This is a genomic window from Thermobifida fusca NBRC 14071 = JCM 3263, assembly GCF_001592045.1.
Taxonomy (GTDB): domain Bacteria; phylum Actinomycetota; class Actinomycetes; order Streptosporangiales; family Streptosporangiaceae; genus Thermobifida; species Thermobifida fusca.
Genome location: NZ_BCWB01000033.1, coordinates 87,523 through 110,568, shown reverse-complemented (window position 1 = coordinate 110,568; position 23,046 = coordinate 87,523). Strand labels below are relative to the sequence as shown.

The 23,046-nt window shown below is 68.2% G+C and carries 15 protein-coding genes; 3 read left to right on the top strand and 12 right to left on the bottom strand.

Annotated elements, in window-relative coordinates; translation table 11 throughout:
* Positions 1-9: 9 nt before the first annotated feature.
* From ilvN to gatB, 4 genes are all read right to left on the bottom strand, one after another.
* Complete coding sequence (ilvN, locus tag TF1_RS06980) at positions 10-534, bottom strand: acetolactate synthase small subunit (RefSeq protein ID WP_011291059.1); 525 nt, start codon at positions 532-534, stop codon at positions 10-12.
* 13 nt (positions 535-547) lie between these two features.
* Positions 548-2,317 (bottom strand): acetolactate synthase large subunit, encoded by a 1,770-nt coding sequence (locus tag TF1_RS06975; RefSeq protein WP_011291058.1) that lies wholly within the window; start codon positions 2,315-2,317, stop codon positions 548-550.
* A gap of 342 nt (positions 2,318-2,659) precedes the next feature.
* On the bottom strand, positions 2,660-5,365 hold the full coding sequence (locus TF1_RS06970; RefSeq protein ID WP_011291057.1) for a putative bifunctional diguanylate cyclase/phosphodiesterase: 2,706 nt from the start codon (positions 5,363-5,365) through the stop codon (positions 2,660-2,662).
* A 412-nt stretch (positions 5,366-5,777) separates the two neighbouring features.
* Positions 5,778-7,331: an Asp-tRNA(Asn)/Glu-tRNA(Gln) amidotransferase subunit GatB gene (gene gatB, locus TF1_RS06965; RefSeq protein WP_011291056.1), complete on the bottom strand. Its 1,554-nt coding sequence runs from the start codon at positions 7,329-7,331 to the stop codon at positions 5,778-5,780.
* 361 nt (positions 7,332-7,692) lie between these two features.
* Between gatB and TF1_RS06960 the strand changes: the two genes are divergently transcribed.
* Both TF1_RS06960 and TF1_RS06955 read left to right on the top strand, forming a co-directional pair.
* Complete coding sequence (locus TF1_RS06960; RefSeq protein ID WP_011291055.1) at positions 7,693-8,859, top strand: thioester domain-containing protein; 1,167 nt, start codon at positions 7,693-7,695, stop codon at positions 8,857-8,859.
* 552 nt (positions 8,860-9,411) lie between these two features.
* The gene (locus tag TF1_RS06955) at positions 9,412-10,656 is read left to right on the top strand and encodes a thioester domain-containing protein (protein WP_011291054.1); all 1,245 of its coding nucleotides are present in this window, start codon (positions 9,412-9,414) and stop codon (positions 10,654-10,656) included.
* Between the two features lie 158 nt (positions 10,657-10,814).
* Here the strand turns inward: TF1_RS06955 and gatA are convergent, their stop codons facing one another.
* The 7 genes from gatA to mnmA all read right to left on the bottom strand — a co-directional run bounded on the left by gatA (position 10,815) and on the right by mnmA (position 20,353).
* Positions 10,815-12,311, bottom strand: a complete 1,497-nt coding sequence (gene gatA / locus TF1_RS06950; protein WP_011291053.1) for an Asp-tRNA(Asn)/Glu-tRNA(Gln) amidotransferase subunit GatA — start codon at positions 12,309-12,311, stop codon at positions 10,815-10,817.
* Complete coding sequence (gene gatC / locus TF1_RS06945) at positions 12,308-12,607, bottom strand: Asp-tRNA(Asn)/Glu-tRNA(Gln) amidotransferase subunit GatC (RefSeq protein WP_011291052.1); 300 nt, start codon at positions 12,605-12,607, stop codon at positions 12,308-12,310. Before gatC ends, gatA begins: the two co-directional genes overlap by 4 nt.
* 42 nt (positions 12,608-12,649) lie before the next feature.
* Complete coding sequence (locus TF1_RS06940; RefSeq protein ID WP_061783758.1) at positions 12,650-14,752, bottom strand: putative bifunctional diguanylate cyclase/phosphodiesterase; 2,103 nt, start codon at positions 14,750-14,752, stop codon at positions 12,650-12,652.
* Between the two features lie 334 nt (positions 14,753-15,086).
* On the bottom strand, positions 15,087-17,282 hold the full coding sequence (ligA, locus tag TF1_RS06935) for an NAD-dependent DNA ligase LigA (protein ID WP_061783757.1): 2,196 nt from the start codon (positions 17,280-17,282) through the stop codon (positions 15,087-15,089).
* A gap of 16 nt (positions 17,283-17,298) precedes the next feature.
* A complete protein-coding gene (locus TF1_RS06930) occupies positions 17,299-18,327 on the bottom strand; it encodes a methionine synthase (RefSeq protein WP_016188264.1) in 1,029 nt (342 codons plus the stop codon).
* 252 nt (positions 18,328-18,579) lie between these two features.
* On the bottom strand, positions 18,580-19,161 hold the full coding sequence (locus TF1_RS06925; RefSeq protein ID WP_082797703.1) for a DedA family protein: 582 nt from the start codon (positions 19,159-19,161) through the stop codon (positions 18,580-18,582).
* Between the two features lie 100 nt (positions 19,162-19,261).
* Entirely contained in the window at positions 19,262-20,353 is a 1,092-nt protein-coding gene (gene mnmA, locus TF1_RS06920; protein WP_173668168.1) for a tRNA 2-thiouridine(34) synthase MnmA, read from the bottom strand.
* 113 nt (positions 20,354-20,466) lie between these two features.
* Between mnmA and TF1_RS06915 the strand changes: the two genes are divergently transcribed.
* Positions 20,467-21,621 carry a DUF695 domain-containing protein gene (locus TF1_RS06915; RefSeq protein ID WP_011291043.1) on the top strand — a complete coding sequence of 385 codons (1,155 nt, stop codon included), beginning with the start codon at positions 20,467-20,469 and terminating at the stop codon, positions 21,619-21,621.
* Positions 21,622-21,705: 84 nt separating this feature from the next.
* Here the strand turns inward: TF1_RS06915 and TF1_RS06910 are convergent, their stop codons facing one another.
* Positions 21,706-22,878 carry a cysteine desulfurase family protein gene (locus tag TF1_RS06910; protein ID WP_011291042.1) on the bottom strand — a complete coding sequence of 391 codons (1,173 nt, stop codon included), beginning with the start codon at positions 22,876-22,878 and terminating at the stop codon, positions 21,706-21,708.
* Between the last annotated feature and the right edge of the window lie 168 nt (positions 22,879-23,046).

Sequence of the window (23,046 nt, the reverse complement as noted above, 5' to 3'; positions counted from 1 at the left end):
GATACAGGGTCAGGCGCTGCGCTCGACCACGCGCAGCGACCGGTCAGTGATGGACCTGGGACCGCGGCCGAGAGCCACCACTCCCGACTTCACTAGTTCCTTGATCCCGAACGGCTCCAGGTTACGGATCAGCGCTTGGAGCTTCTCCGGTTGCCCGGTGGCCTCGATGACCACCACGTCCGGGTTCACGTCGACGACGTTGGCGCGGAACAACTGGGCCGTCTCCAGCACGTGGGAACGGTTGCTCGAATCGGCTTTGACCTTGATGAGCAGCAGTTCCCGACGCACCGACGCCTCGGGGTCCATCTCGACGATTTTGATGACGTTGACCAGCTTGTTGAGCTGCTTGGTCACCTGCTCCAGGGGATGGCGGTCGCAGTTGACCACGATTGTCATGCGGGACAGCCCCTCATATTCGGTGGGTCCCACCGTGAGGGAGTGGATGTTGAAGCCGCGACGGGAGAACAGGGAGGCTACGCGAGCGAGCACTCCAGGCGTGTCCTCCACCAGGACGGACAGCGTGTGCAGACTCATTCGTCAACCTCTCCTATTCTTCCTCGTCGTCCCATTCAGGCGCCATGTCGCGCGCGTACTGGATGTCGTCGTTGCTGACTCCAGCCGGGACCATCGGCCAGACCATTGCGTCGTGGTGGACCGTGAAATCGATCACCACGGGCACGTCGTTGATGGCCATGGCTTTCTCGATGGTGGCGTCCACGTCTTCTGCGCGGTCGCAACGCAGCCCGACACAACCGTACGCCTCTGCGAGGCGGACGAAGTCCGGAATGCGCACCTTCCCGTCTTCGGGGGTGGGCGCGGTGTGCAGGTTGGTGTTGGAGTAGCGGCCGTCGTAGAACAGGGTCTGCCACTGGCGGACCATACCGAGGTTGCCGTTGTTGATCACCGCAACCTTGATCGGGATGCCTTCGATCGCGCAGGTGGCCAGCTCCTGGTTGGTCATCTGGAAGCAGCCGTCGCCGTCGATCGCCCAGATGACCCGATCGGGGTCGCCGACCTTGGCGCCGAGGGCCGCGGGGATGGCGAAGCCCATCGTTCCGGCGCCGCCCGAGTTGACGAAGGAGCCGGGACGCTGGTGGTCGATGAACTGGGCAGCCCACATCTGGTGCTGGCCCACTCCGGCGACGTAGGTGGCGTCGGGGCCGACGATCTGGCCGATGCGCTTGATCACGTACTGGGGGGCGAGCGAACCGTCCTCCGGCTCGGTGTAGCCCAGCGGGTAGGTCTCGCGCATTCGGTTGAGCTGCTCCCACCACGCGGTGTAGTCGCCCTGGCGTCCGGCGGCTTGGTCGGCACGGACCGCCACGATCAGATCCGCGATGACCTCCCGGCAGTCGCCCACGATCGGCACGTCGGCGTACCGGTTCTTGGAGATCTCGGCCGGGTCGATGTCGGCGTGCACGATGGTGGCGTGGGGGGCGAACGAGCTGAGCTTGCCGGTGACCCGGTCATCGAACCGGGCGCCCAGCGCCACGATCAGGTCGGCGCGCTGCAGGGCGCCGACCGCGGCGACGGTGCCGTGCATTCCCGGCATGCCGAGGTTCTGGGGATGGCTGCTGGGGAAGGTGCCCAGTGCCATGAGGGTGGTGACGACCGGAATCCCTGTCAGTTCAGCCAGTACACGCAGTTCTTTGGACGCACCCGATTTGAACACTCCGCCGCCGACGTAGAGCACGGGGCGTTTGGCTTCGGCGATCAGCCGTGCCGCCTCCCGCACCTGCTTACCGTGCGGTTTGGTGACGGGGCGGTAGCCGGGCAGTTCGGGCCGTTGCGGCCATTCGAAGCGGGTCTGTGCTTGCAGCGCGTCCTTGGCGATGTCCACGAGGACCGGGCCAGGACGGCCGGTGGAGGCGATGTGGAAGGCCTCGGCGATGGTGCTGGCGATCTTGGAGGGGTCCCGGACCAGGAAGTTGTGCTTGGTGATCGGCATGGTGATGCCGCAGATGTCGGCTTCCTGGAACGCGTCGGTGCCGATCGCCGGGCTGGCCACCTGCCCGGTGATCGCGACCACGGGGACCGAGTCCATGTAGGCGTCTGCAAGCGGGGTCACCAGGTTGGTCGCGCCGGGGCCACTGGTGGCGATACACACCCCTGGTCGTCCCGTGGCGTAGGCATATCCTTCGGCTGCGTGCCCGGCCCCCTGCTCGTGGCGCATGAGGATGTGGCGCACCTTGGTGGAGTCGTACAGCGGGTCGTAGGCGGGGAGGATCGCCCCCCCAGGGATTCCGAACACGACATCGACGCCGACATGCTCCAGCGCCCTGATGAGCGATTGGGCTCCGGTCATCTGCTCGGTCATCACTAGATCCTTCGGAGAGGGCGGGTAACGCGTGACTGGCAACAAAAAAACCCCCACCGCGTAGCGGTTGAGGGGAGCGCGCAGCGTCGACTCGGTCAGCGGGCTGCGCGCTGACCAAGTACGAGAATCAGAAAGTTGCTCTGCACGTCAACAACAATGACCGAGCTGAGGGTGTCACGTCAAACAGAACGCCCATTCGTCTCACAATGTGAGATACACACTCCGCTATTCGAACCGGGGGCGCCTGATGGGCACCCTCTCCCCCACACCCGTCTGACCTGGACTTTCTTGGGGTAAGCGCCGGCATTCTCCGGCCGCCGTGGACGGACTGTGCCGGGAATCTCACAGCGCGGCGGCGTTCGTTTCGCCGCCCACCAAGGCTTCCACCCCGGCAGCGTCCATCGGCCGTCCCACCAGGAACCCCTGGCCGTAGGCGCACCCCATCTCCCGCAGCCGCCGCAACTGCCACGGGTGTTCGATCCCCTCAGCGACCACCTGCACCCCCAGGTCCTGGCCCAGGCGGATGAGAGTCCGCGTCAACAGGGTCACCGTCTCATCGGCGTCCAAGTCTCGGACGAACGACGGGTCGATCTTGATCTCGTCCACGCGCAGCCGCCGCAAATGGGACAGGGACGCGTGGCCCATCCCGAAGTCGTCCACGGCCAGCCGGACCCCCAGCTCGCGCAGCTTGGTGAGGTGCTCCGCCGCGACCACCGGGTTCTCCAGCAGGACCTCCTCGTCGACCTCCACGGTCAGCGCTTCCGCGTTGAGCCCGCTCTCCGCGAGCACTTCCTCCACGCTCTGCACGAACCCCGCGGAGAGCACCTGCCGGGCCGACACGTTCACTGACAAGCCGATGTCCAACCCTGTCGTGGCGCGCCACACCGCGACCTTCTGGCAGGCCTCCCGCAGGATCCACTCGCCCAGCGGGACGATGAGCCCCGACTCCTCAGCAGGGCCGAGGAACTCCTCCGGGGGCACGAGCGACCCGTCCGCCCGCCGCCACCGCACGAGCGCCTCCACCGCGGTCACCTGGGAAGTCTCCAAGCTGACGACCGGCTGGTACTCCAGGACAAACGCGTGCTCCGCGAGCGCCTGCCGCAGCTCGGTCTGCAGTTCGAGCCGCTCCACCACCTGGGCGTGCATGTGCGCCGCGTACACCTCGACGCGGCCGCCGCCGTGCTCCTTGGCCCGCGCCATCGCCATGTCCGCGTTGCGCAGCAGCTCCGCCCCGTCGATCCCCGGCTCCGCGAACGCGACCCCCACGCTGGCGGTCACGATCACGTCGCGGTCCGCCACCGGGAAAGGCTCGCCCTCGATCACCTGGATCATCCGCTCGGCCAAGTCGACCACGCTGTCGGCCCGCGGACGGTCCTCCACCAGCGCCACGAACTCGTCGCTGCCCCACCGGGCCAGCGTGTCACCCGTGTCCAAAACTGCGCGCAGCCGGTGTCCGACCTGGGCGAGCAGGTAGTCGCCGAACGCGTGCCCCGCAGAGTCGTTGACCGCGGTGAACCCGTCCAGGTCCAGGAAAATGACGGCGACCTCCGGCTGTTCCCGGCCGCCCTCCGCCTCAGCGTGCCCGCTCAGCACCTCCCGGACCCGCTCTTCGAGGTAGGCGCGGTTCGGCAGCCCGGTCACCCCGTCGTGGAAAGTCAGGTGGTCGACCTGCTTCTGCAGCTCCACCTGGGCGCTGATGTCGCGCGTGGTCAACAGGAACCGGACCGGCTCACCGGGGCGTTCGTATACCGAGACGGTGGACGTGGTGTGCCGCCAGGTGCCGTCGGCGGCACGCACCCGGGCGCGCACCCGCGCGCTCTCCGCCCCGTTCCGCAGCTCGGCGGCGGCAGCGGCCAAGTCGGGCAGGTCCTCGGGGTGGACGAGCGACGTGACCGGCTCCGCGAGCAGCGGATCGCCGTCGCGGTACCCGAACATGGCGCCCGCCCCCGGGCTCATGTAGCAGATCCGGCAGTCCTCTTCCAGGATCACGATGATGTCGCCGCTGTGCTCCGCCAGATCGTGCAGGTGTCGCTCCCGGGTCTGCACGATTCGCGCCAAGACGGTGGTCTCGTCCATCAAGCCGACCATGCGCACCAGGAGGACGAGGACCGCGGATCCCGCGGTGAGCGGGAGCACCGGGGCGATGCCTTCCGCGCGCAGCCCGGCAATGGTGATGACCACGGCCGCCGTGCTCAACGCGGTGACCGCGGCGATCTCCGGGGCGACCCGGTAGAGGCCGCGTCCGGTGATCCGCCGGGGCGCCGTTCCCGGCTTCCGCTTCACCACTGCCGGGATCGCGCCCAGCAGCAGGAAGCCCAGCAGCCGCACCGGGTACTCGATTCCTCCCGCGACCGCCTCCCCGGACAGTCGGCCCACCGCCCCGATGAGGTCGGCAGCGCAGATGGTGACGAACGCGCCCATCGCGAGCAGCACCGCGCGCCGGGTGCTGTGCGGTGAGGTGAGGACCAGGGGCGCCAGCAGGCACACCACGGCGATGTCCGTGACCGGATAGACCAGCGCGAACGCCATGGCCCCCGCATTGCCGCCCAGCTCCTGGTAGAGCGGTTGGAAGAGCACCAGCCACACGGTGCTGAACACCGCGGCGGCGCACACGTAGCTGTCTGTGACATGCCGGACCAGGGCCCGGGGGCGTCGCGGCAGCGGCGCGAACCGCAGGAAGCCCACCGTGAACAGGGGCAGCGCCACCAGGGAGAACAGGTCGCCGAAGGTCAGTGAGAACGCGCCCGCGTTGAGGAGGCCGGTGACCCCGTAAGTGATTGACCCCGCACACCAGGCCAGGGCAGCGAACCCGAACAGCCGCAGCGCCCCGGCACTGTCCGGGACGTCGCCGTCCGCACCCTCGACGCGCATCCGGGCGCGGGCAGCGTAGAGCAGTGCAGCTGCCGCTCCTGCGGCCGCCACCGCTGTGGGCCACGTCCCCGCCCATACAGTCAAGGGCACCTCACCGACACGGACGAGGGTGCCCAACACGTAGCTCATGAACAAGCCCAGGATCGCGCTCAGCCATACCCGTGTCCCGCCCTTCATGGCGCCCTCCTCGCCTGGAGGGCTCCCTGAAGGGCGCTTCCGCTTCTGCGGAGGCTTTTCCTGGTGGTGTTGACCGCAGCCATGGGCACCCCTCCGTTGACGGCAGTGGAGTCCTTCGGGCTCACGTCCCGGGATGCGCCCCGGTGCACTGACAGGACCTACGTCCAGGTGGTCTGCCGGGCTTGCGTCGCTCTCTCCCGACCTTGCGCACCCGAAGGCCGCGGGGCCAGGCAGACCACGCTCCCGATAGGGGTGCGAGGTCTTCTCACGGCTTCTTCAGGTTGTCTCACGCTAGTCAACCAAGGTCACGGGGAGGTTGAGAGCATAGCGAGAATATGTGACATGTTGATCACTCTTGGTGATCAACATGTCTGTCATCCCCGGTGGAGGCCCGTGCCGTAGCACTCCTCCGTCAGCCCGAGACCCCCAGCCGCTCCAGGATGAGCTGCCGTGCCCGTCCCGCGTCCGCCTGGCCCTTGGTCTCCCGCATGACCGCACCGACCAGGGCGCCCACCGCGGCGATCTTGCCGTTGCGGACCTTCTCGGCGGCGTCCGCGTTGTTCGCGATCGCCTGGTCGACGATCGCGCCCAGGGCAGCGTCGTCGCTGACCACCCGCAGCCCGCGGGCTTCCACCACCTCGTCCGGCTCGCCTTCTCCTGCGAGCACCCCGTCGACCACCTGCCGGGCCAGCTTGTTGGTGAGCGACCCCTCGGCAACCAGCTCCACGACCCGGGCGACCTGGGCCGGGGTGATCGGCAGCTCGCTCAGCTCCACACCGGTCTCCGTGGCCCGCCGCGACAGGTCGTTCAACCACCACTTGCGCGCCTCAGCCGGGGGAGCGCCCGCGGCAACAGTCTGCTCGACCAGGTCGACCGCGTTCGCATTGACGAGGTCCTGCAGCTCCTTGTCGGTCAGGTTCCATTCGGCCTTGAGCCGGCGCCGCTTCGCGGAAGGCAGTTCCGGCAGGGTGGCGCGGAGCTGCTCCACCCATTCGCGGTCGGGCGCGACCGGCACCAGGTCAGGGTCGGGGAAGTAGCGGTAGTCCTGCGCCTCCTCCTTGCTGCGCCCCGCCACAGTGGTTCCCGTGCTCTCCTGGAAGTGCCGGGTCTCCTGCACGACGCGGCCGCCCGCGGACAGGACCCCGCCCTGCCGTTCGATCTCGTGGCGGACCGCCCGCTCGATCGAACGCAGCGAGTTGACGTTCTTCGTCTCAGTCCGGGTGCCCCATTCCGTGCTCCCGCGCGGCTTCAGCGAAACGTTGACGTCGCAGCGGAGCGAACCCTCCTCCATGCGCACGTCGGAGATCCCCAGGGCGCGGATCAGGTCACGCAGCTCCCGTACATAGGCGCGGGCCACCTGGGGAGCCCACTCCCCGGCGTCCTCGATCGGCTTGGTGACGATCTCCAGCAGCGGAATCCCCGCGCGGTTGTAGTCGACGGTGGAGTACTCGGCGCCGTGGATCCGGCCGTCAGCCCCGCCCACGTGCGACGTCTTACCGGTGTCCTCCTCCATGTGGACGCGCTCGATACCGATCCGGAACTCGCGCGGCCCTTCCGGGGTGTCCACCGTGACGTCGAGGTACCCGTCGTAGCAGAGCGGCTCGTCGTACTGCGAGATCTGGTAGTTCTTCGGCATGTCCGGATAGAAGTAGTTCTTCCGGGCAAACCGGCACCACTCGGCGATAGAGCAGTTCAGCGCAAGACCGAGCCGGATCGCGCTCTCCACTGCCGCGCTGTTGACCACCGGCAGCGCACCCGGCAGCGCCAGGCACACCGGGCACACCTGGGTGTTCGGTTCGGCGCCGAAAGTAGTGGCGCAGGAGCAGAACATCTTCGAGCGGGTACCCAGCTCGACGTGGGTCTCCAATCCCAGTACCGGCTCGTACCCGCGCAGTACCTCGTCGTAGGGCATCAGCGCCGTAGCACCGCCCTTGGCGGAGTGGTCACTCGTCACCGCGCTACCCATCGCCGCACAACCCGCTTCCGTTGTTTTTCGTTTCGAACCGTTCCCGTCCGGTGCTGCCCCACCGAACAGGTCACTTGTCGTTGAGCACCTCGTGGCCCGCCGTCCGGGCAGCGCACCGACGGGCACCTTCCGAGCCTACCGAGGGCCGAACACAGGGATGACTTTTTAGGGCCGCATCGGCGAAGGCTTCTGGGATATTACGGGAAGCGTACGATTGTTCAGCGGTTTCGCCGGGACCGCCAGCGGGTCCCGCCCCAGAGGTTAGGCTTTCCTTCGACCGTTCCGACCCCGCGCCAGCCAGCCCTGAGCTCGCGCCGGGAGCCACTTCCCCGCCACCCGCTGTTTTCGCCTGGAAGACATCGTGCCGAGTCTGCTGTCCCGCGTGCGATCCGGACTGTGCGCCGCCACCGCAGCCATCCTCCTCGCCTGCTGGGGGCCTTCGCTTCCCGCGGCCGCGGAGTCCACGTCTATTGCACGTGTCGACCGCAACGGGACCCCTGGCGAGAACGTCCACTTCACCAACGGGGAATCCGCCACCACCACGCTGTTCGAACTCCGAGTGGACGACGACACGACGGTGGCCGCCTACTGCGTGGACGTCAGCCGCAACGTCGACTACACGGCTGCCTACACCATGGCGGAGTGGCCGCAGCTTCCGGGGGCCGCCCACGCCGGCAAGATCGTCTGGATCGTGCGCAACTCCTACCCTGTGCTGCCGTTGGAGGAAGTGGCGGAGCACAGCGGCATCGACGGGCTGAGCGCCGAACAGGCGATCGCGGGCACCCAAGCGGCGATCTGGCACTTCAGCAACGGCATCCAGTTGCGTCCGCCTGGTTTCGGGGACTCCGGTGCCGCACACGTGCACGCGCTCTACCGGTACCTGCTGGACCATGCGACTCCCGTAGCCGAACCCGACGCCCCGCTAGGGCTCGTCCCGACCGAGGTCGTCGGGGAGACGTCGTCCTCGCTGGGCCCGCTGACCGTGCACACCACGGGTGACGCACCGGTACGGCTGACCGTGAACGGGATTGGAGAAGCCGCGCTGGTCGACGCCGACGGCTCCCCGGTCTTTGAAGCCCGTGACGGCGATGAAATCCTCCTCGCGCTCCCCGCAGACGTCGAGGAGGGCACGGCCACCGTGTATGCGCGCACCGACCAGGCAGAAATCCTGCCCGGCCTGGTCTACACGGGTAAGGACGGGGTGCAGACCCAGCCTTTGGTCGTCGCTGATACGGCGACCATTGCCCTGACTGTCGCGGCGCGCGTGAGCTGGAACGCGCCTGATTCCGCCGCCTCCGCGTCTCCTTCCGGATCGCCCTCGGATGCCCCCGCCCCCGAGCAGTCCGCCTCAGCGCCTGCCCCTACGCCGCCTGCTGAGCCTGCCGCGCCGATCGTCGCCGAGGACAAGCGCATCGAAGCGGACCTGCCCCTCACCGGCACCTGGCTGGGTGCTGTCCTGGCCGGCGCGCTGGCACTGCTGGGCCTCGGCGCAGTACTGATCCTGGTGACCTGGCGTAGGCGGCGCTGACGTTTCCCGCACGTGAGACGGCACACACAGTGAGGTGACCGAGACCGACCAGAGCTTTCCGCTTTCCCCAGAAAAATCATCAACTTTAGGTAATCCGGACACCTGTTCTGCGCGTCCTCTTCCCCTGGAGACTATCCGGCATCATAAAAATTGATGACCCACGCCGGAGATGTCCGGTTCATTACTCCTATTACCGCAGGTCGCCGCGGGAAAAGAAAAACCCGCGGAAGTTTGTGTGCATATATCACCTCATGGTTGATACCTCAAGAACCAAAAGCACTTCCGGGGTTTTCTCCTACCGTAGAAAGATCGGATAAAGACGGCTATTATCTGCCGTGCGGTGATACCCACCGCCCGCGGCTTTGGTGCCGGTGGTCTGGTGAGCGGCCTGACGCCACACGTCCACTCTCTGCTGCGACCGGGCACCCGCATCGAAGCACCAACGATCGAGTTGCTTTCCTCAAACGCGGTCCCCGTGCGACCCCTGGCCGCACGCGGCGTCCCGCACGGTCGGATCGCCTGTCCACCCCCTCAACAACTCTGGGATACGACTTGTTGACCACAGACTCTTCCTCCCGTACACCCCGCGGTGTGCGGCGCGCGCTGGTCACTGTCGCCGGTACGGCGACCGCCGCGTTCCTCGCCTTCGGCATGTCGGCCGCACCCGCGTTCGCTGACCACTACTCCGGTGGTGCCGACGCCCAGTACACGGGCAACGTCGCGAGCGGTCACACCCTGTCGTTCGACCGCGGTTCGGTCGGCACCGTCCTCTTCCAGCTGACCCTCAGCGACGGCACCAAGATCCCCGCCTACTGCATCGACTTCGAGACCCCCATCCGGTCCAAGGCGAAGTACGAGGAGGGGGACTGGAGCGAATACCCCGGTGAGGGCGAGTTCGCCAACTCCCAGCCGGGCAAGGTCCTCTGGATCCTCCAGAACTCCTACCCCGAGCTCTCCGCGGACCAGCTCAGCGAGCGGACCGGGATCAAGGACCTCACCGCCAAGGACGCCCTCTCCGCCACCCAGGCCGCGATCTGGCACTTCAGCAACGGTGTCAACCTGAAGGAGAAGGGCACCCCGAAGAAGGTCTGGAAGCTCTACAACTACCTCATCGAGAACGCCACCGAGATCCAGCAGGCTCCGGCCTCGCTGACCATCAGCCCCAACGAGGCTTCGGGTGAGTCCGGCGGCCTTATCGGTGAGTTCACGGTCTCCACCACCGCCAGCTCGGTGCCGCTGACCCTGAACGGCCCGGAGGGCGTCCAGACCGTTGACCTCGAGGGCAACCCGGTCACCGAGGTCGGCAACGAGGACAAGTTCAGCGTGCTGGTGCCGGAAGGCACTGCGGACGGCGAGGCCACCGTCAGCGCTTCCGTCTCCGCGACCGTGGAGATCGGCCGCCTGTTCAAGGGCCTGCAGGGCGACCCGCCCACCCAGACCCTGATCACCGCAGACAAGGCCGAGACCACCGCCAGCGCTGAGGTCAAGGTCACCTGGACCGCTCCCGCCCCCTCGGACGACGAGACCCCGGGCGATGACGAGACCCCGGGTGACGACGAGACCCCGGGCGATGACGAGACCCCGGGCGATGACGAGACCCCGACCCCGGGCGACGACGAGACCCCGCCTGCCACGGAGTCGCCGAAGCCCACTCCTCCGGCTGACGACAAGCCCGGCCTGCCCGTGACCGGTGCTGCGCTCGGCGGTCTGATCGCCGCTGCGGTCGTCGCCGTCGGCGGTGGCGGTGCCGCAATGTACCTGGCCCGCAAGCGCAAGAGCAACGCTGACGACGCCTGATCCGTCTCCGCTCTGCTGAGAGACGCTACCTGACGCGAAGGCCCCTGCCGCAGCCGCGGCGGGGGCCTTCCTCCTGTGTGCGGGGTGCCGTGCCCCGCACACAACACACAGCGCCTCCGGGAGGCTCCCGGAGGCGCTGCAGCGGCTTCAGGACGTGTTTAGACCGCGTAGGCGCACTGCGACAGCAGGTCGCCGCCCCACTTGTCCCGCAGGGCCGCCTCCACGGCCGCACCCGCCTGGTAGGCGCGGTCGTCGGCCAGCGTCGGCGCCATGATGTGCAGGCCCACCGGCATGTTGTCTTCCGGAGCGAGCCCGCACGGCACCGACAGCGCAGCGTTCCCCGCCAGGTTCGTCGGGATCGTGCACAGGTCGGCCAGGTACATCGCCATCGGATCGTCGATGCGCTCGCCCAGCCGGAACGCCGTAGTCGGCGTCGTCGGCGAAACCAGCACGTCAGCCTGCTGGAACGCGGCTTCAAAGTCCCGTTTGATGAGTGTGCGCACCTTCTGCGCCGACCCGTAGTAGGCGTCGTAGTAGCCGCTCGACAGCGCGTAGGTGCCCAGGATGATGCGGCGCTTCACCTCGGGACCGAACCCTTGGGCGCGGGTCAGCGCCATCACCTCGTCGGCGCTCCGCGTCCCGTCGTCGCCGACCCGCAGGCCGTAGCGCATGGCGTCGAAGCGGGCCAGGTTGGACGAGCACTCGCTGGGCGCGATGAGGTAGTACGCCGCGAGCGCGGCGGTGAAGCTCGGGCAGGACACTTCGACGATCTTGGCGCCCAGCGACTCGAAGAGCTCCACAGCCTCGGTGAAACGCTGCATCACACCCGGCTGGTAGCCCTCGCCGGACAGCTCCTTGACCACGCCGATGCGCATTCCGGAAACGTCGGCGCGTCGGGCCGCTTCCACCACCGGGGGCACCGGCTCGTTCACCGACGTAGAGTCGCGCGGGTCGTGCCCGGAGAACGCCTCGTGCAGCAGAGCCGCGTCCAGGACATTGCGGGCGATCGGCCCGGGCGTGTCGAGCGAGGACGCGAAAGCGATCAGACCGTAGCGCGACGACGTGCCATAGGTGGGTTTGGCGCCGACGAGGCCGCACACAGCCGCGGGCTGCCGGATGGAGCCGCCGGTGTCGGTTCCGGTCGCCAGCGGGGCTTCGAAAGCGGCTACTGCGGCAGAGGAGCCTCCGGACGACCCGCCGGGCACCCGGTCGGTGTCCCACGGGTTGCGGGTGGGACCGTAGGCGGAGTTCTCCGTCGAGGACCCCATGGCGAACTCGTCCAGGTTGGTCTTGCCGAGAATGACGAGCCCGGCGTCCCGGAGACGTTCCGTGACCGTGGCGTCGTAGGGCGACTGCCAGCCCTCGAGGATCTTCGACGCCGCGGTGGTAGGCATGTCCTTGGTGGTGAACACGTCCTTGTGCGCCACGGGCACCCCGGCCAGCGGGCCGAGTTTCTCCCCTGCGGCGCGCCGGGCGTCCACCGCGCGGGCCTGTTCCAGCGCTTTGTCGGCGGCGACGTGGAGGAACGCGTGGATCTGGCCGTCGACTTCCGCGATCCGGTCCAAGTAGGCCTGGGTGGCTTCGACCGCGGAGGTCTCCCCTGAAGCGATGGCCGCGCCGAGTTCAGCAGCGCTCAGCTTGAGCAGCTCGGTCATCCTTCCTCCCCCAGGATCTGCGGGACCCGGAACCGGCCGTCCTCCACCGCTGGAGCCTCCGCCAGCGCCTGGTCGGGGGTGAGGCCGGGCTTGACCTCGTCAGGACGGTAGACGTTGGTCAACGGCAGAGCGTGCGAGGTCGGTGGGATGTCGCCCTTGGCGACCTCCTGCACCTTGGCCACAGCGGAAATGATCACATCAAGCTGGGCAGCGAGCTGGTCGAGCTCGTCCTCGGGCAGCGCCAGCCGCGCCAACCGGGCGAGGTGCGCGACCTCATCACGGGTGATGGCGGACATGGATTGCAAACCGTTCCTTCGGCAGATTCGGACAGGTCAATCCTATGGCTGCTGCGGGGTGGTCGGTGGTCTCATTCCGCTGTGCGGCCAGGATGTCCCGGTGCTGCTCGCCGACGGCGAGATCGCCAAGTCACCATGCTCCAGCAGCCATCCGGTGACCGCACCCGCATCCAGCGGCGGGGTGAAGTACCGGCCCTGGGCCGCATAGCAGCCGAGGGCGCGGACCGCTTCGACCTGCTCCGCATTCTCCACCCCTTCGGCGATAGCCCGCAGTCCCAGCGTGTTCATCAGGTCCACAGCGGCTTCTACGACCACCTTGCTGTCGGAATCATCGATCACGTGGCGGACGAACGACCCGTCCACCTTGACTTCCCCGACGGGCAGGCCGTTGAGGCGGGCCAAGGTGAAATAGCCGGTGCCGAAGTCGTCCAACGCGACCGTGACTCCCAGCTCCGCAAGGGACATGATGGCGGGAATGATCGCTTCCGCGTCCGAGACCAGGGCGCGTTCGCTGATCTCCAGCCGCAGGGCCTTCGGCTGGAGCCGGTACCGCCGCAGCCCGGATTCGATGCTCTCCGGCAGGGTCGGGTCCAGCAGCTCCCGGGCAGACAGGTTGATCGCCACGGGCAGGGTGATGCCCTCGCTCCACCAGCGGGCAGCCTGCGCGCACGTCTGCTCGATGACCTCGTGGGTGAAGCTCCGCATCAGATAGGACTGTTCCACCATGGGGACGAACTCCTCCGGCGGGAGGATCCCCCTCCGGCGGTGCCGCCAGCGCACCAAGGCTTCCAGCGCGACCACGCGCTCATCGGCCAGCGCGACGATCGGCTGGTAGAACATCTCCAGCTCGTTTTCGATGAGGGCGCGGCGCAGTTCCCCGAACAGGCTCAACCGGGCCGCGGAGTTCCGGTCCTTGTGCGGAGCGTACAGCTCCACCCCGGTGCGCTGTTCCTTGGCCACGTACATGGCCACGTCGGCGCGCTGCATCAGCAGTTCGAAGTCGGGGGCGTGGTCGGGGTAGAGCGCGATGCCGATGCTGGCTTCCAGGTCGAAGTCCATCCCGTCCAGGCGCAGGGGTTCCGCCAAAGCGACCCGCAGCCGCGCCGCGACTTCGCGGGCCGAAGCCGCGTCCCGCACCTGGGGCAGCAGCACCGCGAACTCGTCCCCGCCGAGCCGGGCCACCAGGTCTCCGGGGCGCACGCTGTGGGTGAGGCGGTAGGCGACGGTCTGCAGCAGCCGGTCGCCGGTGGGGTGGCCCAGGGTGTCGTTGACTTCTTTGAAACGGTCGAGGTCCAGCAGGAGGAGTCCGACGCACTGCCGGCGCTCCTGGGCTTCGCTGAGCGCCTCCTGGGTGCGCAGAATCAGCAGCTTGCGGTTGGCCAGGCCGGTGAGTTCGTCGTGGTTGGCCTGGTATTCGCGCTTCACCGACAGGGAGGCGCTGCTGTACAGCGCGGCAAGCGGGAAGAAGAACAGCGGCACCAGCCAGATCGAGTGCGCCATGGCGATGACGACGAGCGGCGCCAAGCTGAGGAGGACCCCGGCGACGAAGAGGCGGTAGCCGAGGTCCTTCATCAGCACCCGGTGCAGCGGGATGCGCTCGTGCATGGCGACCGCGCACTCGACCAGCAGCAGGTTGGTGACGAAATAGGCGCCCGCGGCCAGGACGACCATCACCAGCCCCGCCCCCTGCGGCACCCACGGCACGAGGGGGGTGCGGGGGTAGGCCAGTTGGATGACAGCGTCCGCGACCCCGAAGCTCAGCGTGTACTGGGCGATGTTGAACGCGATGCGGTGCGGCTCCTGTCCGCGCGTGACCCCTGCCAGGAGGGAGCCCACGGCCTGGACCAGCCCGGCGATCGGCAGGCCGTGGTAGATGACGAGGGCGAAGGAGAACGGCAGGGACGTAGGGGCGTTCCCGCCCGTGGGCCGCTGCGCGGCGATAGGACGCAACTCTCCGATGATCACCATGCACAGCAGGACCCACACGAGCGGCTCGGTAGCGAACACCTGGAGTCGGTCAGCCCCCAGCCAGATCAGGGACACGACGAGGAGAACGCAACCGGCCACCGTGGTACTGGCGAAGTACAGCCACAGCGGCGTCCCGACCCGGGGGCCGACATCCCGGGTGCTGGTGGGATCTTTCATGACGTCCTCGGGATGGTTCGTGGAACGCGCGGACGGCCGAATTCCCCTCCGCCCTTCGCGCCCCGCACGGGTTCTGACACGACGGTTTTCCGGACATGTCCGGACCCGGAAAACGGTCGCGAACGGCTTGGACCGCTGCTGGTCAGCTTACGCCGTTTCGTCACCAAGTGTCGCTGATTGCAGACTTTCAGTAAACCGATGGTTGTGGCGGGTGTCCCTTTCCGCTTCAAACGACACCGCAGCGGTGACCTTTCGATCGCGTATCGTATTACTCCCCTAGCAGACTGACATCAGGTCCTGGTGGTGATCAGACCGACTTTTTGGCCGGGAATGCTCAGCTCAGGACGGATTCATCCTCGGAGAGACGGGCTGCCCTGGCCGCTTCCGGACCTTGAGTGAGCAACACCTCGAACCCTGCCTCGTCAAGGATCGGCACCCCCAGCTTCACAGCTTTGTCGTACTTCGAACCGGGGTTTGCTCCGACCACGACGAAGTCAGTCTTCCTGGACACCGACCCGGTGACCCTGCCACCGAGCTTCTGCACCGCCTCCTTCGCTCCGTCCCGGCTGTACTTCTCCAGTGTGCCGGTGATCACCGTGGTAATGCCGTCCAGCAGGCGGGGACCATCGTCGGCGCCCTCCTCCTCCATGCGGACCCCTGCGGCCCGCCACTTCTCCACGATCTCACGGTGCCAGTCCACGGAGAACCAGTCGACGATGGACCGGGCAATGGTCGGACCGATCCCCTCGACTGCCTCCAGCTCCTCCTCACTGGCCTGAGCAATAGCATCCAAGGAGCGGAAGTGGCGGGCAAGGTCCTCGGCAGCGCGCGGGCCCACATGCCGGATGGACAGGGCGACCAGCACGCGCCACAGCGGACGCTTCTTCGCTTCCTCCAGCTGCTGGAACAGCTTCTCGACGATCTTCTTCGGCTCGCCCTTCTGGTTAGCGAAGAAGCTCACCACCTTGGGTTTGCCGGTCTTCGGGTCGATCTTCGGCTCGGCGGTGTCCGGGTCGAGGACAAGCGTGCGGATCGGCAGCAACTGCTCAACCGTCAGGTTGAACAGGTCGCCTTCGTCCCGCAGCGGCGGTTCGGCCGGCTCCAACGGCTGGGTGAGGGCGGTGGCCGCCACGTAGCCCAGGGCTTCAATGTCGAGGGCTTTGCGTCCGGCGATGAACGCGAGCCGCTCCCGCAACTGCCCTTTGCAGTAGCGGGTGTTGGGGCAGCGCAGGTCGACGTCGCCTTCCTTCTGCTGGCCGAGCGGGCTGCCGCACTCGGGGCACTCGGTGGGCATCACGAACGGCCGCTCGGTGCCGGTGCGCTTCTCCACCACCGGGCCCACGACCTCCGGGATGATGTCCCCGGCTTTGCGGACCACCACGGTGTCGCCGATCAGCACGCCTTTGCGGGCCACTTCCTGGGCGTTGTGCAGGGTGGCGAACTCGACTTCGGATCCGGCGACCTTCACCGGCTCCAGCACCGCATAGGGGGTCACCCGCCCGGTGCGGCCCACACTGGTTTTGATGTCGAGCAGCTTGGTGGTCACTTCCTCGGGCGGGTACTTGTAGGCGATCGCCCACCGCGGGGCCCGGCTGGTGGAGCCGAGGCGGCGCTGCAGGGAGACATCGTCGACTTTGACGACGACCCCGTCGATCTCGTATTCGGGGTCGTGGCGGTGCTCCGCGTAGTAGGCGATATATTCGCGCACCTCGTCCAGGGTGGAGACCACCCGGACCCGGTCGCTGACCGGCAGTCCCCATGCGGCCAGCAGCTCGTAGGACTGCGACTGGTGGGTGATGGTCACCCCGCGGTGCGCGCCGATCCCGTGCACCAGCATGCTCAACGGCCGGGACGCGGTGACCCGCGGGTCCTTCTGCCGCAGGGACCCGGCCGCGGCGTTGCGGGGGTTGGCGAACGGGGGCTTGCCTTCGTCAGCGAGCCGGGAGTTGAGCTGTTCGAATGCCTTGACCGGCAGGAACACTTCACCGCGCACCTCAAGCAGTTCGGGCGCGGGATAGCGGGACTCGTCCAGGCGGAGCGGCACCGTGTCGATGGTGCGGATGTTGAGGGTGATGTCCTCCCCGATCCGGCCGTCTCCCCGGGTGGCGGCACGCACCAGGCGCCCCTTCTCATACACCAAGGCCACGGCGAGACCGTCGATTTTGAGCTCGCACAGGAACGCGTCAACCGGGACTTCCGCGCTGACCCGGTGCGCCCACGCCTCCAACTGCGCGTCGCTGAACGCGTTGTCGAGGCTCTGCATCCGCTCCAGGTGCTCTACGGGAGCGAACTCGTTGCTGATGGGCGCGCCCACCTTCTGGGTGGGCGAATCAGGGGTCACCAGGGACGGGTACTGGGCTTCCAGGTCCCGCAGCTCCGCCATCAACTGGTCGTACTCGGCATCGGAGATGATCGGCGAGCCGAGGTAGTAGCGGTAGCTGTAGTCGTCGAGATCCTGGCTCAGCCGGGCGTGCCTTTCCCGCACGTCAGCGGGGACGTCGTCAGAGAAGGTCGGGTCTGGTGCGCTCACGCACGCGTCCTTTCGTTCACTGCCGGGGCCGTGGTTCCTCACGCAGCACCCGAGCGGCCTCGCGGCACAGGTCGAGTGCGGCTCGGGCATGCCGGGGGGATGCTCCGGCAAGCCCGCACACGGGGGTGATGACCACGTCACGGGTCGCGTGTTCGGGGTCGAAACCGATGCGGTGCCACAGTTCACGTACTGGTTCGACCGTATCGACCGGGGGTGACATCCGGCTGTCGACCGCGGGTACTACGCCGAGGAGGAGTCCCACCCCGGACTCCACTGCCGTGCCGATGGCCTCATCGGATTCGCGGGTGAGCCGGGTGGCGTCGAGGCTGAGGGCGCGGGCCCCGCACCGGCGCAGCAGGTCGACGGGGACTCGGGGGGCGCAGCAGTGCACGAGGGGATACCCTCCGGCGGTGTCGATCGCGGAGAACAGGGCGCGCAGCCGCTCTTCCACGAGGACTCGGTCCACGGCGCGCAGCCGCCCGTATCCGCTCGCGGTGGGTACTGAGCCGGTGAGCACGGCGGGCAGCGACGGTTCGTCGACCTGGACCAGGATTGTCGCTTCAGGGACCCGTTTGCGCACTTCGGCAAGGTGGGCGAGCAGTCCTTCGCGGAAGGATTCGCACAGGTCCGCGACTGCTCCGAGGTCGGCGATCATCTTCTCGCCGTTGCGGAGCTCTACCGAGGCCGCCATGGTCCACGGCCCGGTCGCCTGGATTTTCAGCGGACCCGTATAGCCGGAGGTGTGCTCTTCGAGGGCGTCGAGGTCCCAGGAGAGGAAGCTGCGGGCCCGTGTCAGGTCGCGGCCTGCCCGCTGGGTGACCCGCCACCCTGAGGGCTGCACCTCGATCGGCAGTTCCACCAGCAGGGCCCCGGTGCGGCCGATCATGTCGGCTCCCGGGCCGCGTCCCGGGAGTTCCGGGAGGTGCGGCAGGTGGGGAAGCTCCCCGAGGATGGTGCGGATGGCTTCGCCCGGATCGGTGCCGGGCCAGGATCCGATACCGGTGTAGGCCCCCGGTTGCCAGGGATGGCGCTGCTCCTCATTCACGAGGCATCAGAGTAGACGACTCGCTTCCCCGCACTGGGAATCTTCCCGACCGTGCGGGGTTCCGCGTGGTCTGCGGCTGTGGCGGTGCGGTAGTGCACCGCTCGCAGGCGTGCGGTCTGCCCAGGCCCTGGGGCCGCGCAGCCGCGGCACGGTCGCCGCGGGGCGGCCCGGGCCGGAGCACGGTGTCGAGGGCCGCCGAGGGCATCGTCCCGCTGGCTGCGGGTCCGGCTGGACGCGTCCCCGGCACAGGGGCTACGGCGCTGGTGGCAGGGTGGGGGCTTCGGCGTGCTGCGGCGCCGACTCTGCCGGCTGCTGCGCTTGCACCGGTGCGGGGGCCGGTGCCGTCGGCGATAGGCCTGCGGGTGCCGCCGCGCTGCGCCGCTTCCGCCAGGTTTTCACGCCCACTACCGCGGCGATGACGGCTGCTGCCGCCGCTGTGGCCGCCCACGGCGAGTGGAGGAACAGTCCCCACCAGGCAGCGAGGACTGCCATTCCGCCGAGGCTGTAGATCGCGGCCCAGGCCAGGCAGCCCACGAACATCGCGATCAGGTAGCGGACGAAGCGCATGCGCATCGCCCCGGAGGTGAGGTTGACCGCGGTCTGGATTCCTATGGTGAGGAAGGAGAGGGTGACCGCGGGAGGGCCGTACCGGTTGATGAGGTTTTCGGCATGCTCCAGACGGGGTCCGATGCGCTGGCCGAGGCGGGAGCGGTGCACTCCGGCGCCGAGCCCGCGACCGAGCCAATAGGTGGCCTGTGCCCTCGCGAAGACGATGCCGAGCAGGGAGAGGTAGACCACCCAGAAGGGACGGCCCTCCAGGAACTCGTACGGCATGCAAAGCCCTCCCAACACTCCCAGGGAGAACTATGCTATGCCTTACCTAACTTAAAGCGACAGAGTCGGACGAAAAGAACTTTTAGGACTTTCGCCCCGCTCATTCGGCGTGGTTCGCTGCCGCCTGCTCCACCCGGGAGGTTTCAGCGATCGTCGACGAGCCCATCACCACGTCGCCGTCGTACAACACCGCTGCCTGCCCCTTCGCCACGCCGAGCGCTGGCTCGTCCAGCAGGATCTCGACCCGCCCCTCGTACTGCCGTGCCCGGCAGGAGTACACCTCGCCATGGGCCCGCAGCTGGACGAGGAACGGCGTCCACTCCTCCGGCGGCTCACACCCCGACCACACGGGACGCTCCCCGACGATACGGTCCACCTTGAGCGCCTCGCGCGGCCCCACCCGCACCGTGTTGCTCACCGGTTCGATCGACAGGACATACCGGCGGTGGGGGGCACCGCTCAGGTTGAGCCCGCGGCGCTGGCCGACAGTGAACGCGTGCGCTCCCCGGTGCTCGCCGACCACCTGGCCGGTCTCGTCCACGATGGGACCCGGGTTGCTGCCGAGCCGGCGTTCCAGGAAACCGCTCGTGTCCCCGTCCGCGATAAAGCAGATGTCGTGGCTGTCCGGCTTGTCCGCCACGGTGAGCCCGCGTCGCGCAGCCTCGGCCCGCACCTCCTCCTTCGTGCAGTCACCCAACGGGAATATGGCGTGGGCGAGCTGCTCGCGGGTGAGCACCGCCAGCACGTACGACTGGTCCTTGGCCGCGTCGACACTCCGCCGCAGCCGGCCGTTCTCCAAACGCACGTGGTGCCCCGTGCACACCGCGTCGAAGCCGAGAGCCAGAGCCCGCTCCAACACCGCCTGGAACTTGATCTTCTCGTTGCAGCGCAGGCAGGGGTTGGGGGTGCGGCCGGCCGCGTACTCGGCGACGAAGTCCTGCACCACGTCGCGGTCGAACTCTTCGGCCATGTCCCAGATGTAGAACGGGATACCGATCACGTCGGCAGCCCGGCGGGCGTCCCGAGAGTCCTCGATCGTGCAGCAGCCACGTGCCCCCGTCCGATACGACTGGGGGTTGGACGACAACGCCAGGTGCACGCCGGTGACGTCGTACCCGGCCTCGACGGCCCGTGCGGCGGCCACGGCGGAATCCACGCCGCCCGACATGGCGGCCAATACTCGCAGAGTCATAACATCTTCCAGCCTAAACGTTCTTTCCCACCCCTCTTACCGGAAAAGGAAACCAGGGGCGGCAGCGCGGTGTTCCCGGCGAGAACACCGCGAGACTCTGCGAAAATCAGGGTATGGCTCTGTTCCGTCGCCGCCGCTCCGACGAGTCCGCTGTCGCCATCGACGACTTCTGGTCCGGGTGGGGTGAGCTCCGCAGCGCTTTGGCCGCGTCCATCGACGAAGGGGCCCCGGTTCCCGCCGAGGTCGCCCAGCAGCTCGATGAGAGGGTGCAGCGTATCCACCCCTCCCTCACCTGGGAGGTGTCGCGCGCACCTGAACCCGCGCCCACCAACCTCGCCTCCTCCCCGTTCGAGTCCCTGGACAGCCCGGAAGCGCTCTTGGCCAGCCTGGACGCCGAACCGGCCTCCGCACGCGCCTCATATGCGCTAACCTTGCGGGCCGGGGACGACGACGAGGCCCGCGTGCTCGCGGAACGCTGGTACCGCGCCGCGCCGGAGGACGCCGAGTGGACGTTCTTCCCGGCCCGTCCCGCCGACCACGCCCAGCTGTCCCGCACGATCACGTGGCACGACCACGAGCTCGACCTGTCGCACGTCTCGGTGTCGATGCGGGTGAACCACGCCACCGGGAAGATCGAGGCGGGCGTCTACCACCCTGACTTCATGTTCCTCCCGGAGGAGACCCAGCGCGAGGTCGCCGAGCATGTGATGCTGCTGGCTGTCGGCGAAGACGACATGGTGCGCTGGGTCGACTCGGTCAAGCCGCTCGTGGAGAAACCCCTCGACCCGCTCCCCCCGACGTCGGTGCCTGCCGTGGTCCGGCAGCTCTCCGGGATGAGCGGGGGAGGCGGATGGGTCACCTTGCAGGGGCGGATTCCGCTGCGGGGCGCCATGCAGTTGTCGGCACGCCATCCCCTGCACCGCCGCGACTATCCCGCGCTCACCTTGTACGTCCAAGTGGTGGCCTCCTACACGGAGGCAGACAAGGACCGCCTGCCCACGGGCTCCTCAGCGGCGGCCTTGGAGTCCTACGCCTTGCGGCTGCGGGAAATGCTCGGCGCCAACGGTGCCCTGTTCGCGGTGCAGACTCTCGGCGGTCAGCGGGTCTTCCACTTCTACCTCGACCCGGAGTCGGGCATCTTCCCCGAGTTCGAGAAGGCTGCCCGGGAGTGGTCGGAAGGCCAGGCCTCCGTCACCAGTGAACTGGACCCTGAGTGGCGCATTATCGAGCAGCTCCTCAAACCCATCCGCAAGCAGTTGGGGCGCTGATGCCCGCCCTGGCGGGGTGCACGCGTGCCGGACGCGTGCGCCCCGCCAGTCGCGGAAGCAGCCGAGGAGAAGGACGCGCTGCGGTTAGGCGCGGCGGCGGGCCCGCGCCTGCCGGGCGCGCGCCACGGCCGGGCCGATCGCGTCCGCGAGGGCTTTGATGTCGGCTGAAGTAGAGCCGCGGCCCAGGGAGAAGCGCAGCGATTCCCGCGCTGTGTCCGGGTCGGCGCCCATCGCCAGGAGCACGTGGCTGGCCTGGGAGACGCCAGCGGAACACGCTGACCCGGTAGAGCAGTAGATGCCTTGGGCGTCCAGCAGCATGAGCAGCGCGTCCCCTTCGCAGCCGGGGAAACCGATATTGGCGTGGCCGGGGAGCCGCTCGGTGGGATGCCCGTTGACCCGGATGTCGGGCACGACTCCGCGTACCGCGGCGACAAGCTCGTCACGCAGGTCCGCCAGGTGAGCTGCGTGCTCTTCCCGCTCGGCTACCGCGAGCCGCACCGCGGTAGCGAACCCGCGGATCAGAGGGGTGGCCAGGGTCCCGGAGCGGACGTCGCGCTCCTGGCCGCCGCCGTGGAGCACCGGGACCGGGTCGACGCCGCGGGCGAGCAGTAGCGCCCCCACCCCCACAGGCCCGCCCAGCTTGTGCCCGGTGAGGGTCAGCGCGGACACGCCGCTCGCCGCGAAGTCGATGTCTTCGAGGCCCACGGCTTGGACCGCGTCAGTGTGGAACCAGATGCCGTGCTCGGCGGCGATCGCGGCGAGCTCCGGGATCGGCTGGAGGGTGCCGACCTCGTTGTTGGCCCACATCACGGAGACCAGTGCCACGCTCGCGGGGTCGCGTTCGATCGCTTCCCGCAGGGTGTCCGGGTGGAGCCGCCCGTAGGAGTCCACGGGCAGTTCTTCCACGACGGCCCCCTGGTGGTCGGCCAGCCACCGCGCCGGGTCGAGGACCGCGTGGTGTTCGACCGCGCTGACGAGGATGCGCTGCCGCGTCGGATCTTGGGCGTTCCGCGCCCAGTAGAGGCCTTTGAGCGCGAGGTTGTTGGCCTCGGTGCCGCCACTGGTGAACACGACCTCGTGCGGGGTGCAGCCCATCGCTTCGGCAAGGGTCTCCCGGGCTTCTTCCACCACTCGCCGGGCATGCCGTCCGGCTTCGTGCAGCGAGGACGCGTTGCCGAGGAGGCCGAACGCGTCCGTGAGGTCGGCGAGCACCTCGGGACGTACCGGGGTCGTGGCGGCGTGATCGAGATAAACCATGGCGTTTTCAGGATACGGCCGGGATGCCCGGACAGGTCCGGGGCGGCCAACCCGGCGCAGGGGTCTGCTTCCCGGCCTTCCCCGGTGCTGCGGACGGAAGCGTGCCTCACCCGCCTCGACTGCCCGCTCCAGCAGCGTGGCCCCCACCGGAACTCCGGTAGGGGCCAC